Here is a 14,692-nt window from a genome sequence, read left to right on the forward strand (position 1 = left end):
CCATTGTCGGCCTAATCTACGGGAATTGCATGCAGCAGGGGCTCTCAATGTTTTTATGTCCTGCTCATATCGTCTTTTCCCTGACCCTTTCCAAAACAAAAAGCGCGGCACCGGCTCCCATGCGTTTCTCTCGCACAAGGCCGGTGTCGCGCTTCCGCTGCGCTAGCTCGTAGTCGGCCAGCTTCCGCGCCCGCTCGCATTCCGGCGGCTGCTACTTTGCTCCCAGCTTGTCGCACATGAAGGCGTTCGCGGCTTTCTCGGGCGCATCGTCAAGCGGGGCCAGCTCGATCAGGGGCTGTCCGGTGCGCTTGGCGTTGCGCTCAAGCGCGCGGGCCAGCAGCCAGTCCGCGATCTGCGGGTTCTTCGCCAGAAGCGGGCCGTGCAGGTACGTGCCCAGCACGTTCTTGTAGCGCACGCCGTCCTGCTTGGTCTCCTCGTTGTTGCCCAGGCCCGTGTTGGATACCACGGTGCCGAAGGGCTCCACGCCCTCGTCAAGGTACGTGCGGCCTGCGTGGTTCTCGTAGCCCACCACGGGCTCGTCGGCCAAGGGGCTGCGCAGGGCGATGTTGTTCACCAATCGGTCGCCCGAGGTGCCGGGGCGCCCCGTGGTCATGCCTACCAGGCCCAGGCCGGGAACCTTCTCTCCGTCAACCAGCCACTCGCGGCCCAGCATCTGGTAGCTGCCGCAAATGGCCAGCAACGGGCCCATGTCCTGCACGTATGCGTCAAGCTGGTCGCGCATGGCCACGATGTCGGCGCTGGCCAGCTTCTGTTCGCGGTCGGGGCTGCCGCCCATCATGATCAGGTCGACGCCGGAAAGGTCGATGGCGTCGCCGTGGTTCACGCGGCGGACCTCCGCGGGGATGCCGCGCCACGCCAAGCGCTGCTGCAGCACGCGCACGTTGCCGCCGTCGCCGTACAGGTTCAGCAGGTCGGGGAACAGGTGCGCGATGACCACGGGGTGCTGGCCGCTTGCCGCCCCCTCGCCGGCAGACGCGTCGTCGGCGCCCTGCTTCCCGAAATCGCGCGGCGCGGGCGCTTCTCCCGCGGCCGGCTCCACTTCGCCGCCTGCGGCCACGGCGGCGTCTAGCGCGGCCTTGCAGCCCGGCAGCGACGTGTAGTTCGCGATGATGTACGCGCTCACCTCGCGCGGTTGCTGGGCGATGCGATGCAGCAGGTCATCGGCGCTTTCAACGGTTTGGGCGTCGATGCCGGCGTACTTCAGGCGCACGGCCATGTCGCGCCCGCGGATGCCGCCGGCGTACGCCGTCAGCGAGCCCGCCTGCGCCAGCTCCTCGAAGTCGATGTCCCATAGCCACGACACGTCGCGCCCGTCGGCCTCCCTGTCGTTGATGAAGAAGGCCACCACCTTCGGCGCTTGGTCTTGCGCCACGATCTTGAGGTTCTGGTTAAAGCCGGTGGGGTTCTTCGCCAGGTTCAGCAGGACGCGACGGCCGGCAAGGTCGTAGGTCTGCAGGCGCCCGTTTTGCGGGTCGAACGCGTCGACGGCCTTCTGCAGCGCCTCGTTCGTGCACCCCAGCAGGCTTGCGGCCACGCTCACCGCGGCCAGGTTGTACACCATATAGGCGCCGCTGAAGCGGGCCTTCACCGAGAACGCCCCCTCGCGCCCGGCATCGCCGGCACCGGGTTTGGCAAGCGAGAACGCCAGGCCGTCGACGCCCAGTTGCACGTTCTCGGCGGCGAAGTCGAGCGCAGGGCGCGCGAAGCCGCAGTTCGGGCAGCGCCATTCGCCCAGCTGGCCGTATTGGCGCCAGTCGTACTCGAACATGGTGGAGCAGCGCTGGCACATCGTGGCGTCGGAAACGGTGTTCTGCGCCAGGCCCATGCTCTCGGCCACGCCGAAGGCGATCGACCGCGTGCCCTCGCGGCCTGGCAGCTGCCCGACGCGGTCGGCGATGGATGCGCACAGCGGGTCGTCGGCGTTGTAGACCAGCACGGTCTCAGGCGAGCTGCCCAGCGCCTTGACGATGCTGTCCTGGATGCGGTCGATCTCGCCGCAGCGGTCAAGCTGGTCGCGGAACAGGTTCAGCAGCACCACGTAGTTCGCGCGCAGCTGCGGCAGGATCTTCGCCAGCCACAGCTCGTCGCACTCGAACACGCCCCAGTCGGCCTTGCCGGCATGCAGCAGCGCCGTGGACACGCCCGAATCCAGGTTCGCGCCCGTGCGGTTGCAGACGACCCGCTGGCCCGACGTTTCGAGCACGTCGGCAAGCAGGTTGGAAACGGTGGTCTTGCCATTGGTCCCCACCACGCACACGCTTCCGCGCTCAAGCTTGCCGCGCAGGTGCGCGATAAGCTGCGGGTCAACGTACAGGGCCATTTTGCCCGGGAAGTTCGCGGCGGGGCGGTGGAACACGTTTTTCAGGCCCCAAGTGGAGACGCCGCTGACGGCGCGGGCGGCGGTGAATCTCAATCCCATGGTTTCCTCGCTTACCTTCGTAGATGCTTGCGCCCAGTATATCCCGCGCTCGGGCGGTCGCCGCGCATCGCCTCCTTTCAACGTTAAAACACGAGAAACTTTCCCTACGGCTTGGCATGGTGAAATCGGGTTTTGCTATAGTGGATGTTTGCGCGATCGCATAAGGATTTCGCGCGCTTTGGAGAAAGAAGGACCTGTGGAAAACAACGTAACCAAGGCGGTGGGATATGGATACTAGCCAGATCATATCCGTCGCCATCTTCGTGGTGGCCATGATCGTCATCATGACGGAGAAGGTGCACCGTGCGCTCGTCGCCATCACCGGCGCCATGCTGCTGCTCATCCTGCACATCATGCCGTTCGAAACGGCTATCGGGCACATCGACTTCAATACCCTGGGCGTGCTGTTCGGCATGATGCTGTTCGTGGCCGTGGTGAAGCAATCGGGCGTGTTCGAGTTCCTGGCCATCAAGTGCGCGCGCGTGGCGAAGGGCAACCCTTGGACCATCATGGTGCTGTTCGTGCTGCTCACGGCCGTGCTGTCCGCCTTCCTGGACAACGTCACCACCGTGCTGCTCATCGGCCCCATGACCATCACCGTGTGCCGCCTGCTCGACATCGATCCGGTGCCGTTCTTCATGACGCAGATCCTGGCGTCCAACATCGGCGGTACGGCAACGCTCATCGGCGACCCGCCCAACATCATGATCGGCTCGGCCGCGGGTTACACCTTCGCCGACTTCATCGCCTATGACGCACCTGCGGTCGTCATCATCTTGGCTGCTGTCATCGGCCTGTTCTACATCATGTACGGCCGTAAGATCTCGGCGAACGAGGAGCACCGCAAGGCCATCATGGAGCTTGACGAGAACGACTACATCAAGGATCGTCGCCTGCTCAAGATCAGCGTCGCCATGGTCGCCCTCGTGGTCGTCGGCTTCATGACCCACGGCGCGCTGGGCCTCGAGTCCTGCGTCATCGCCCTTGCCGCCGCCGGCCTGATCCTGCTCATCTCCGGTGAGAGCATCGAGGAGGCGCTGCATGGCGTCGAGTGGACCACGCTGTGCTTCTTCGCCGGCCTGTTCATCATCGTCGGCGCCATGTCCGAGACGGGTGTCATCGGTATGCTGGCGCAGGGCCTCATCGACGTTACGGGCGGCAACCTCATGATCACCATGCTGGCGGTGCTGTTCGGCTCGGCCGTCATCTCCAGCTTCCTGGACAACATCCCGTTCGTGGCAACCATGATCCCCATCATCCTGGCGCTCGAGGCCGACGGTCTCGACGGCACGGCGCTGTGGTGGGCGCTGTCCCTGGGCGCATGCCTGGGCGGCAATGGCACGCTCATCGGCGCATCCGCCAACGTGGTGCTGTCCGACATCAGCAAGAAGTTCGGGCATGAGATCACGTTCATGCAGTTCTTCAAGCGTGGTTTCCCCATCATGCTGTTCACGGTGGCCATCGCGGCCATCTACATGGTCATCCGCTTCCCGGGTGGCTAAATGATTCCGCCGGCCTGCCGGCCGGCGAAACTGCTCGACGTTGCGGGGCCCTGCGGTACCCGGCCTTCGCCTTCGTCTTCGGCGGCATGACCCAAAGGTCTATGCCACCTTGCTTCAGGCGGATTCCGGGCACCGCAGGCCCCGCTGTTTTTGGCGGCGTCTCTGAGATTTCCCGCCTCGAAGGCCTGGAACGCGAAATGCGTTCCAGGCCTTTCTTTTTCCCGTAGGCACGCCGCCGTTTCGCGCATTGTACTCATATGGGTATTTCCCGCAAAGCGTGTGAGGTCGCTTGCATGGGGGACGGGGGCAGTCACAATGGCCGTATGGATAACAAACGCACAGGCTACGGGCGCGACCGTTACGGCGCGGGCCGGGCAAACACGAACCAATCATCCAACGGCAGGCGTGCAACCGCTGCGGACGTGCGCGCTCAAAGCCGCTATGCGCGCGATAGCTACGGCGGCGAACGGCCCTCCGTCGATCAGGGCGAGCCGTCGGTGTGTCGCCTTTCGCGCGACGAGTACGCCAAAACCCACAAGCACAAAAAGCACGGCAAGCTGTTCTATGCCGGCATCGCGGCGCTGGCCGTGGTGGTCATAGCCGTCGGCGCGGCGTTCGCATACGTGCAGGTGCTTTCCGGCAACCTGCACGCCGGCTTGGGCAATGTGGGGAAGTACCTGGTCAAAACCAACATGACCAAAGAGCCGTTCTATATGCTGCTTATGGGAACCGATGGCTCCGAGGAGCGCGACGAGTCCGGCGATTTCGGCGACAGCTATCGCACCGACAGCATCATGCTCGCACGCATCGACCCTGTGAACAAGAAGGTCACGCTGGTCTCGCTGCACCGCGACACCATGGTCGACATGGGCGAATACGGCGTGAACAAGCTCAATGCGGCGCACGTGTTCGGCGGCCCCGCGCTCTCGGTGCAGACGGTGTCGAAGCTGGCGGGCGTCGACATCTCGCACTACGCCGAGATCAACTTCGACGGCTTCCGGGATATCGTGGATGCCCTCGGCGGCATCGAGGTGGACGTGCCCATGACCATCGACGACGAGGACGCCGGCGGGCACCTGGACGCTGGCTTGCAAACGCTCAACGGCGACCAGGCCCTTATCCTGTGCCGCGCGCGCCATGCCTACGATGAGATCGGCCCGGGCGACGAATACCGCGCCGCCAACCAGCGCCTGGTCATGTCCGCCATCGCCAAGAAGCTGCTGTCCGCCGACGCGGCGTCCATGGCGTCCACCGTGCAGGCGCTGTCGAAGTACGTCACCACCGACCTGGGCGTCACCGACATCGTCGGGCTCGCGCAGGCCATGCAGGGCCTCGACCCGTCCACCGACATCTATTCCGCCATGGAGCCCACCACCTCCGAATACATCGACGGCGTTTGGTACGAGGTGAATAACACCGCGGAGTGGAAGGCCATGATGAAGCGCGTCGATGCGGGCCTGCCGCCCACCGAGGGCGACGTCGTCGACAAGACCTCGGGCACCATCTTGGCAACCACCGGTGATGGCGGAGCCACAAGCGGCGGCACGGCGGGCGAGGGCACGGGCGCGGTCAAGCGCGGCGGCAGCGTGGCCATCCGCAACGGCAACGGCCTTGCGGGAGCCGGCCTCGACGCCACCGAGCGCATCCAGAGCCTTGGATACAGCGTGAACACCAGCAATGCCGACAACTTCGATTACCAGAACACCGTGGTGGTGTACAACGATTCTTCCGATAAGGAAGCGGCCGAGGCCATCGTGAAGGCCCTCGGCGTGGGCAAGGCGGTGCAGAACTCGAACACCTACCTGTTCGAGGAGGACTTCCTTATCGTTCTAGGAGCTGATTGGAAATAAGCGTCGCGTCCGTTCTCGGACGCTGGCGAAACGGCGAGGGCCGCTGCGAACTGCGCAGCGGCCCTCGTTGTCTTTCCGACCCTCGCTGGTTTTTGCGCGACCCCGCGCGCTACCCGACCTGCATCGATCCTCGCGCAGTCCCGGGCGTTACCCAGTCACGGCGATGCTCCAATCGCCCAGCAGCAGCCCCTTCGCCAAACCCAGCACGGCGATATGCGCGGGGTAGTACGCGTAGAAGAACCACTTCATGGACCTGCCGCGCCCGCCGTTGTACGCCCACAGCAGCGGGATCGTGGCGCTGCAGCCCGCCAGCGGATACAGCGCGAACGCCAGGTTCTGCAGCGTAGGCAGCTCCATGACCTGCATAAGCGCCGGCAGCCCTCCGGTGGCTATGGGCAGCAGCGCCGAGTACGCCACGCGTTGCCTGCGGTCCTTCACCACATGCAGCGTGAGCACCATGCAGGGCGCCAGGACGCCCCAATCGCAAAACGCCGTCAGGGCAGTGACCAGCGCGAATACCAGCCAAAACAGCCCGCGGCGCCGCATATGGTCGTACGCGTACAGCAGGCACAGGCACACGAACAGCGTGAACAGCACGTTCATCTCATGCGCCAGGAACAGCCCATAAGGCACTTGCGCTATCAGGGCGAATATCAGCAGCCGTCGACCGTAGCGCCGCACGCTCGACGTATGGCGATACCCTTCCACCAGCAGAAACGCCATAATCGGAAACGTCAGGCCGCCAAGCGCGAACAGCGCGCACAGAAGCCCGGGCGGCAGGTAGTCCCAATATATGTAGCAGGCGTGATTGCACGTCATGCCGGCGATAGCCAGCACTTTCAGGGGAAACGCGGTGAAACCGCGTTGGGGGCGCGGCTTTGCCGCGGCGGATGTTCCGGCTTGTTGTATCATGCGCACAGTATACCCTACGTGCCGGCTCGGCGTTTCGCCTTCGGCACGCGTCCCCCGCGGGGTACGCCCCGCGAAACCTACGCTTGCGGCCCGCCCGCAAAGGATAGGAGCAACCATGGCAGCAATCATCAATCCGCGCAAGGTGGCCATCGTCGGCTGCGGGTTCGTGGGCTCGGCCAGCGCCTTCGCCCTCATGCAATCGGGCCTGTTCTCCGAGATGGTCCTCATCGACGTCGACCGCGATCGCGCCGAGGGCGAGGCCCTCGACATCGCGCACGGCATGGCGTTCGGCAGCCCCATGAACATCTACGCGGGCGACTACTCCGACATCGACGACGCTGCCATCACCGTCATCACGGCCGGAGCGAACCAGGCGCCCGGGGAAACGCGCCTTGACCTGGTGAACAAGAACGTCGCCATCTTCAAGTCCATCATCCCGCAGATCGCCGAGCGCGATTACCAGGGCATCCTGTTGGTGGTCTCGAACCCCGTGGACATCCTGACCTACGTGGCCCTCAAGCTCTCGGGCATGCCCGCCAACCGCGTCATCGGCAGCGGCACTACGCTCGACACGGCGCGCTTCAAGTACGCCCTGGGCGAGCATCTGGGCGTCGACCCGCGCAACGTGCACGCCCGCATCATCGGCGAGCACGGCGATAGCGAGATCGCGGCATGGAGCTTGGCGAACATCTCCGGCATCCCGCTCAACGATTTCTGCGAGCTGCGCGGCCACACCGACCATCAGCGCAACATGGACCGCATCGCCGAGGAAGTGAAGAACGCCGCCTACGAGATCATCAAGAAGAAGCGCGCCACCTACTACGGCATCGCCATGACGGTCAAGCGCATCTGCGAGGCCATCACCCGAGATGAGAAGCCTATTCTCCCCGTTTCCAACTACATCGACGGCGAGTACGGCCTGCACGACATCGTGCTGTCCATGCCCGCGGTCGTCGGCGCCAGCGGCATCGAGTACCAGGTGCCCATCAAGATCAACGAGACGGAAACCGAGCAGCTCAAGGCCTCTGCCGCCACGCTGCGATCGGTCATCGACAAGCTGGATCTCTAACGCCCCATGCCCGCTCGGCGCCGCCTGAGTCCGGCGGCGCCGGCAATTGGCGGGCGGGCGGCGTCGCCTTGCGCGCCGGACCTCCTTCGTGGCGCCTTTCTTCTGCGCCTCGGCCCGTCGGGCCCGGCGAGCCGGCGTCTCTTCGCGCCTTCCGCATGTCCATCTTCTCCGGCTGTACGAAGCGCGTGGTTTCCGCTCTAAACGCTGACCATTCCGCTTCCCCGTTCACAACTCCATCACACGGAGATGCCCAAACAGGGTGCCCTCTGCCACGGTTTGCTAAAATGCTTGGTACTTACGCAGAAAGAAGGTGCTCATGCTGTCTGGAGATATGGAAAAGCTCTATCCCTCCGCCAAGACCTTGGTGAAGGAATGCGTTGCCAGCCGCCTTCGTGCGAAGGATGCAACGCTCTACGGCTTTTCCGACGAAGCGCAGGAATGCGCACAGAATTACATGGGGTGGACGGATTTGGCAACGAATCCGCCGTATCCCTTGCACGAGATTCAGGCATTCGCTGATTCCATCATCGCCCAGGGTTTGAAGTCCGTGGTGCTCATCGGCCAAGGCGGCTCTACCCAGGCGCCCATGACCATTACCAAATACCACAAGCCGGACTCCTCCCTGGTGCAGTTCCGCACGCTCGATTCCGACTCCCCGGTTCGCGTGCGCGGCATCCTGTCCGAGATCGACCCTCGTACCACGCTGTTCATCGTGTCCTCCAAATCAGGCGGCACCATCGAGCCGCGCCTGGCGCTGCGCGCCGTGCGCGATGCGCTGGCCGATCAGATCTCGGACCAGGAAATGGTGCAGCATCTGGTGGCCATCACCGACCCCGGCTCCAAGCTCGAGCAGCAGGCTCGCGAGGAGGGCTGGGCCGCGGTGTTCTCCGGCGAGCCCACCGTGGGCGGCCGCTTCAGCGCCCTGTCCGTGTTCGGTCTGCTGCCCGCAGCGCTTGTGGGCATCAACCTGCAGGAGTTCATGCAGCACGCCGTCGAGGCCGAGCGCGCCTGCAGCGAGGACGCCATCGACAACCCGGCCATCGGCCTTGCGGCCTTTCTGTACGACAACTACGTGCAGGGCCGCAACAAGTTCAGCTTCCTTACGCAGAAGCGCGGCCGCGTGCTCGGCCTGTGGATCGAGCAGCTGGTCGCCGAAAGCGTCGGCAAGAACGGCCAGGGCATCCTGCCCAACATCGAGATCGACACGCTGTTGCTCAAGAACGACCCGGGCGACCGCAGCGTCATCATGTATCAAACGAAGAACGACCTGTGGGACGAGCGCCACAACTTCGAGATGAGCCTGTCCTACATCGACCCCACCATCCCGCGCGCGGCGTTCAAGGTCGAGTCCGTCTACGAGCTGCCCGAGCACTTCATCATGTGGGAGTACGCCATCGCCATGTGCGGCTACCTTATGAAGGTGTGCCCGTTCGACCAGCCCGACGTGGCGTCGGCAAAGGCCGCGGTGCTCGACATCCTGCGCGACGGCCAGCCTGAGCCCGACTACGTGCAGGACTTCATCGACGACGTGCACATGGGCCAGGTCGAGGTGCGCCAGGCGCCGTGCTTCAAGGACTGCACCGACGTGCGCGCATCGCTGCGTGCGCTGCTCGCCAGCATCCAGCCGGGCGATTTCTTCGCGCTCAACGCCTTCCTTCCGTTCACGGGCGAAGGCCGCCGCGAGGCGCTCGAGACCATCCGCCACGGTGTCGCCGAGAAGCGCCGCGTGGTGTCGTGCCTGGAGGTCGGCCCGCGCTACCTGCATTCCACGGGCCAGCTGCAGAAGGGCGGCCCGAACTGCGGCGTGTTCCTCATCCTGTCGGCGGACGAGCTGAAGGACATCCCGCTGAAGGAAGAGGCCGAAAGCCTGGGCTCTTTGGCGAAGGCGCAGGCATCAGGCGACCTGGTCACGCTCGCAAGCCGCGGCCGTCGTTGCGTGCATCTGCACCTGCCCGACAACTCGGGCGTCACCTTGCGCGCGCTGGCGGAAGTGGTGTGCGACATCTTGGAAGAGCTGCAGCAGGCGTAAAGCCCCTCGGCTCAACGGCTGAAACCCAACGCGCGTCGGCAATCTCGCCGACGCGCGTTTTTTGGAATCAGCCGGCGGAAAGCAACGTAAACCTTAAATGAAAGGGCGTCGTATGATCGAAGCGCTCGACATACAGGTAAAAGGCATCGTGCAAGGGGTGGGTTTTCGCCCCTTTGTGTATCGTTTGGCGAAGAAATACCAGCTCAACGGCTGGGTTCTCAACGCTGTTGAAGGCGTGTTCATCCACGCCGAGGGCGAGGCGAACCTGCTGGACAAGTTCGTCACCGAGCTGCACATGAACCCCCCGTCCGCCGCAAAGGTCAAGGAGATCGACCTCAAGGAGGTGCCGCTGGAGGGGTTCAGCTCGTTCGACATCCGCTTCTCCGACGACCATAACGCCCAGCAGACCACGCTGGTTTCCCCCGATCTCGCCACCTGCGACGACTGCCTGGACGAGCTGTTCAACCCCGCAGATCGCCGTTACCGCTATCCGTTCATCAACTGCACGAACTGCGGCCCGCGCTTCACCATCATCGGGTCGCTGCCCTACGATCGCCCCGCAACGTCCATGAAGGATTTCCCCATGTGCCCGCGTTGCGCCGACGAATACGCCGATCCGCTTGACCGCCGCTTCCACGCGCAGCCCGATGCCTGCTGGGATTGCGGCCCGCACATCAGCTGGGTGAACCTTGCGCAAGGCCAGCAGGCGCCGCAGTGGGGCAATACCCGTGAGGAGTCCGACGTCATTTTCGCGGAAGCGGTCAAGCTGCTGCTCGACGGCGGCATCGTGGCGGTGAAGGGTCTCGGCGGCTTCCATCTGGTGTGCGACGCATCGAACCCCGATGCATTGGCGAAGCTGCGTCAGCGCAAGCGCCGCCAGGGCAAGGCGTTCGCCGTCATGGTGGCGGGCGCGGCCGACGCGCGCCGTGTGTGCCATGTCGACAAGGCGGAGCAGAGCGCCCTGGAATCCACCAAGCGCCCTATCGTGCTGCTGCGCAAGCGTGCCGAGGCGCAGTTCGCCGCCGGCCTGGCCGACAACCTTCCCGAGCTGGGCATCATGCTGCCCTGCACGCCCGTCCAGCACCTGCTGCTCCACGATTTCGCGGAGGCGCTGCGTGCCCAGCAGGGTGATTCCGCGCTTCCCATGCTGGTCATGACCTCGGGAAACCTGCATAACGAACCCATCGTCACCGACGACGATCAGGCGCTGGTCAAGTTTGCCGGCATCGCCGACGCGGTCCTGGGCAACAACCGCCGTATCCTGTCGCGCTACGACGACTCGGTGCTGCGCGTGGTTCGCGTGGGCGACGAGCAGGCCATCCAGTTCGTCCGCCGCGCCCGCGGCTTCGCCCCGCTGCCCATCGCGCTCGACTGTCCCCAGGCGCAGCCCAAGCAGGAAACCCTGCTGGCAACGGGCTCGGAGCAGAAGGCCACGTTCACCCTGGTGCGCGCCGCCGCATCCGATGACCAGCGCCCCGATGCCTTCGTCTCGCAGCACATCGGCGATGTCGAGAACGCGGAAACCTATGACGCCTGGCTCGAGGCCGAAGACCGCTATCGCCAGCTGTTCCAGGAAACGCCGCGCCGTCTCGCCTGCGATGCGCACCCCGAGTACCTCGCAAGCAAATGGGCCCGCGAACAGGCGCAACGCAACAACCTGTCCTTGACCGAGGTGCAGCACCACCATGCCCACATCGCCTCGGTGCTGGGGGAGAACGGGCTGTTCGGGCCCGTATGCGGCATCGCGTTCGACGGCACGGGCTACGGTGCCGACGGCCGCGTGTGGGGCGGCGAGGTCCTGCTCTCCAACCAGCAGGCCTACGAGCGCTTCGCCAACTTCGCCTACGTTCCCATGCCCGGCGGCGCTGCGGCGGTGCGCAATCCGCTGCGCATGGCCTACGGCGTGCTATACGAGTTCGACCTGCTGGAGCATCCCGGCGCGGCTGACGCGTTGCTGGCGCTGGGCGAGCAGGCCGAAGTGTGCGACCAGATGATCGAGCGCGGCCTGAACACACCCTACACCTCCTCGGTCGGGCGCCTGTTCGATGCGGCCAGCGCGCTGCTCGGCGTGTGCCGCCAACCGTCCTACGACGGTCAGCCCGCCATCGAGCTCGAGGCGGCCATGGGCGCGGTCCCCGAGGGGCTGCCGGCCACCGACGCCTACCATATAGATGTCGTGAAGAATACGGCCACCGAAACCAGCACCGCACTCGACACGTCGGTCCTGCTGTTCGACGCGGCGCCGGCGTTCAAGGCGCTCCTCGACGACATCGCCTCCGGCGTCCCTGCGGCAACCATCGCGCGCCGTTTCCACGATGCGTTCGTGAACGCCATCGTTATGGCTGCTCAGCTGGTGCAAAGCCTGTACGGCATCACCACGGTCGCGCTGTCAGGCGGCGTGTTCCTCAACCGCTACCTGCTCGAGCACGTCGTGCCGGCGCTGCAGGGCAACGGCTTCACCGTGGCGCTCAACCGCGACCTGCCGCCCAGCGACGGCTGCATTTCCTACGGACAGGCTGTGGTAGCATGGGCAGCAAGAAAAACGGACGAGACGGCGGGGAAGTAGCGGCTCGGAAGGCGCGCAAGCGCCTGACGGCGCATCCTCAAACGTCTCATCATGAAAGGAAGAAGGCAGCGAATGTGCCTAGCTATTCCCGCGAAGATCGCGCAGCTTGACGGCGACGGCATGGCCACAGTGGACATCCTCGGCGTCACGCGCAGCGTGTCCATCGACCTCACGCCGCAGGCGGGCGTCGGCGATTTCGTGCTCGTGCACGCCGGCTTCGCCATCGAGGTTGTCGATCCCGATTACGCGCAGGAAACCATCGACCTCATCAAGGAGTTCCCCGACCTCGCGGGCGACGAGCTGCCCGCCGCAACGGCCTAGGCAACGCCTGATCGGCCGATCGCTTGCAGCCTCGCGGCACGCAGGCGGTCGGCTTTTCGCATTTCACCCCTCATACCAAGGAATACGATCATGCAACCCGAAAACATACATCGAAGCCGCACGGTCGATGCCGGCACCATGCAAAACGAGCTGGCGGCGTTCAAAGACCCGAAGCTCGCCCGCGGCCTCATCGATTCCATCGCCAAGCTCGCGCCGGAAGCCGGCGTCACGCTCATGGAGGTGTGCGGCACGCACACCGTTGCCATCGCGCGCAACGGCATCCGCAACCTCATGCCCGAAAGCGTTCGTCTTTCCTCGGGCCCGGGCTGCCCTGTATGCGTCACATCGAACCGCGACATCGACGCCGTCATCGCCCTCGCGCGCATCCCCGGCGTGACCATAGCCACGTTCGGCGACATGACGCGCGTGCCCGGCAGCACGTCAAGCCTGCTCAAGGAGCAGGCGGCAGGCCGTAGCGTGCAGATCTGCTACTCGCCGCTCGACGCGTTGGCTTTGGCGAAGGCTAACCCCGATCGCCAGATCGTGTTCGTGGGCGTGGGCTTCGAGACCACCACGCCGCTGGTGGCCATGGCCATCAAGCGCGCCGCGGCCATGGGCCTGAAGAACTTCAGCGTATTCGCCGCGCACAAGAACATGCCCGGCGCCCTGGAAACGCTGGTAAAGGACCCGGACCTCAAGCTCGATGCCCTTATCCTGCCGGGCCACGTGGGCACCATCACCGGCACCAAGCCCTTCGAGTTCCTGGCGAAGGAATACGGCATCCCCGGCGTTGTCACGGGCTTCGAGCCCGTCGACGTGCTCCAGGGCATCGCCATGATCGTGCGCCAACTGCACGAGGGCAGGGCTGAGATCGAGATCGCCTACGCTCGAGGCGTCATGCCCCAAGGCAACCCCGTGGCCCTCGCCGCAATCGACGAGGTCTTCGAAACCTGCACCGCCAACTGGCGAGGTCTGGGCGATATCCCCGGCAGCGGATACCGTATCCGCGAGGAGTACGCGCAGTTCGACGCGCTAAAGCGCTTCCAGCCGGAAATCGAGCCGACCATTAACCCCAAGGGCTGTCGTTGCGGCGACGTCCTGCGTGCCCGCATGGAGCCCAGCGAGTGCCCCCTGTTCCGCAAGGTATGCACGCCCGAGAACCCGGTAGGGCCGTGCATGGTCAGCAGCGAGGGAAGCTGCGCCGCCTACTACAGATACTATTAAACGAACCAGGCAAATCATCGCATCGGAGGGCGGCACGGCATATAAGCTGCGCCGCCCTCTATCGTAAAAGCAGGGAACCAGGCTTCATCTCGGGGCAACAGCAGCGAAAAACGACCGACCCAGGGCGAATCCCGTGCTTAAGCGAGTGCTCAAGCGACATACCCGCAAGTCAGAGGACGAAAGCCATTTGATTCCCGAGCAAAGCCGCTTACGGGCGTCGGAGGCGGTTAATTACATCGACGCAGCAATCGAAAATCAATAGACCAAGGTTATCAGAGACCAAGTTTCCCATTGATTGTGCAAATAAACGGCACTTTGGGAACCATAGATTTGACCGCACAAATGCATGGATATTCAATTCGAACCGTTAATCATTCGAGCGAATCGGTTGAATCAAAGAAAATATCCAATAATCCAATGAAAAATGCATAAACGATTATTTCCTTCGTGTTACATAATTTTGTGCAGCTGAACAATGAAGTTGTGCAAAGTGCCTGAAAATACGTGTAAATCACCTATTGCAGGCGCACAACTCTGGTGATATAAATATCTCGTCGGCAAAACCGGAACACGAAATGAAACGAACTTACAGGGTTGCCAAGTGATCTTTCCCTCTCAGTGAATTTCAAATCAGAAGGCCGGTTGAGCCAAAAGGTACACAATAGGTAGTGTGCATCGTCGAAGGTGTAGGAAGCACCTTCAAAGAAAGGAGACAGTCATGGCGAAGATTGTCAACTCTTGGAACGACTGGGATCCGTTGAAGCGCGTCATCGTTGGCC

General features: G+C 63.8%; 9 protein-coding genes. 7 read left to right on the forward strand and 2 right to left on the reverse strand.

Features of this window, described 5'->3' with window-relative positions:
- Positions 1-211 precede the first annotated feature (211 nt).
- Positions 212-2,440 (reverse strand): MurT ligase domain-containing protein, encoded by a 2,229-nt coding sequence (locus Q0D52_RS09695; RefSeq protein ID WP_294382501.1) that lies wholly within the window; start codon positions 2,438-2,440, stop codon positions 212-214.
- Positions 2,441-2,667: 227 nt separating this feature from the next.
- Between Q0D52_RS09695 and Q0D52_RS09700 the strand changes: the two genes are divergently transcribed.
- Both Q0D52_RS09700 and Q0D52_RS09705 read left to right on the forward strand, forming a co-directional pair.
- Positions 2,668-3,942 (forward strand): ArsB/NhaD family transporter, encoded by a 1,275-nt coding sequence (locus Q0D52_RS09700; protein WP_294382504.1) that lies wholly within the window; start codon positions 2,668-2,670, stop codon positions 3,940-3,942.
- 323 nt (positions 3,943-4,265) lie between these two features.
- Positions 4,266-5,792 carry an LCP family protein gene (locus Q0D52_RS09705; protein ID WP_294382507.1) on the forward strand — a complete coding sequence of 509 codons (1,527 nt, stop codon included), beginning with the start codon at positions 4,266-4,268 and terminating at the stop codon, positions 5,790-5,792.
- 147 nt (positions 5,793-5,939) lie between these two features.
- Here Q0D52_RS09705 and Q0D52_RS09710 read toward each other — a convergent pair whose 3' ends face one another.
- Positions 5,940-6,704, reverse strand: a complete 765-nt coding sequence (locus Q0D52_RS09710) for a TraX family protein (protein WP_294382509.1) — start codon at positions 6,702-6,704, stop codon at positions 5,940-5,942.
- 124 nt (positions 6,705-6,828) lie between these two features.
- Here Q0D52_RS09710 and Q0D52_RS09715 point away from each other — a divergent pair, with 124 nt between their 5' ends.
- The 5 genes from Q0D52_RS09715 to hypD all read left to right on the forward strand — a co-directional run bounded on the left by Q0D52_RS09715 (position 6,829) and on the right by hypD (position 13,913).
- Positions 6,829-7,773, forward strand: coding sequence for an L-lactate dehydrogenase (locus Q0D52_RS09715; protein WP_366930343.1), 945 nt, complete (start codon positions 6,829-6,831; stop codon positions 7,771-7,773).
- Positions 7,774-8,089: 316 nt separating this feature from the next.
- Positions 8,090-9,802: a hypothetical protein gene (locus Q0D52_RS09720; RefSeq protein ID WP_294382515.1), complete on the forward strand. Its 1,713-nt coding sequence runs from the start codon at positions 8,090-8,092 to the stop codon at positions 9,800-9,802.
- Between the two features lie 112 nt (positions 9,803-9,914).
- Positions 9,915-12,368, forward strand: a complete 2,454-nt coding sequence (gene hypF / locus Q0D52_RS09725) for a carbamoyltransferase HypF (protein ID WP_294382518.1) — start codon at positions 9,915-9,917, stop codon at positions 12,366-12,368.
- 72 nt (positions 12,369-12,440) lie between these two features.
- On the forward strand, positions 12,441-12,689 hold the full coding sequence (locus Q0D52_RS09730; RefSeq protein WP_042432068.1) for a HypC/HybG/HupF family hydrogenase formation chaperone: 249 nt from the start codon (positions 12,441-12,443) through the stop codon (positions 12,687-12,689).
- 90 nt (positions 12,690-12,779) lie between these two features.
- A complete protein-coding gene (gene hypD, locus Q0D52_RS09735) occupies positions 12,780-13,913 on the forward strand; it encodes a hydrogenase formation protein HypD (protein ID WP_294382522.1) in 1,134 nt (377 codons plus the stop codon).
- Positions 13,914-14,692 lie beyond the last annotated feature (779 nt).

This window comes from uncultured Senegalimassilia sp., assembly GCF_934630535.1.
GTDB lineage: Bacteria > Actinomycetota > Coriobacteriia > Coriobacteriales > Eggerthellaceae > Senegalimassilia.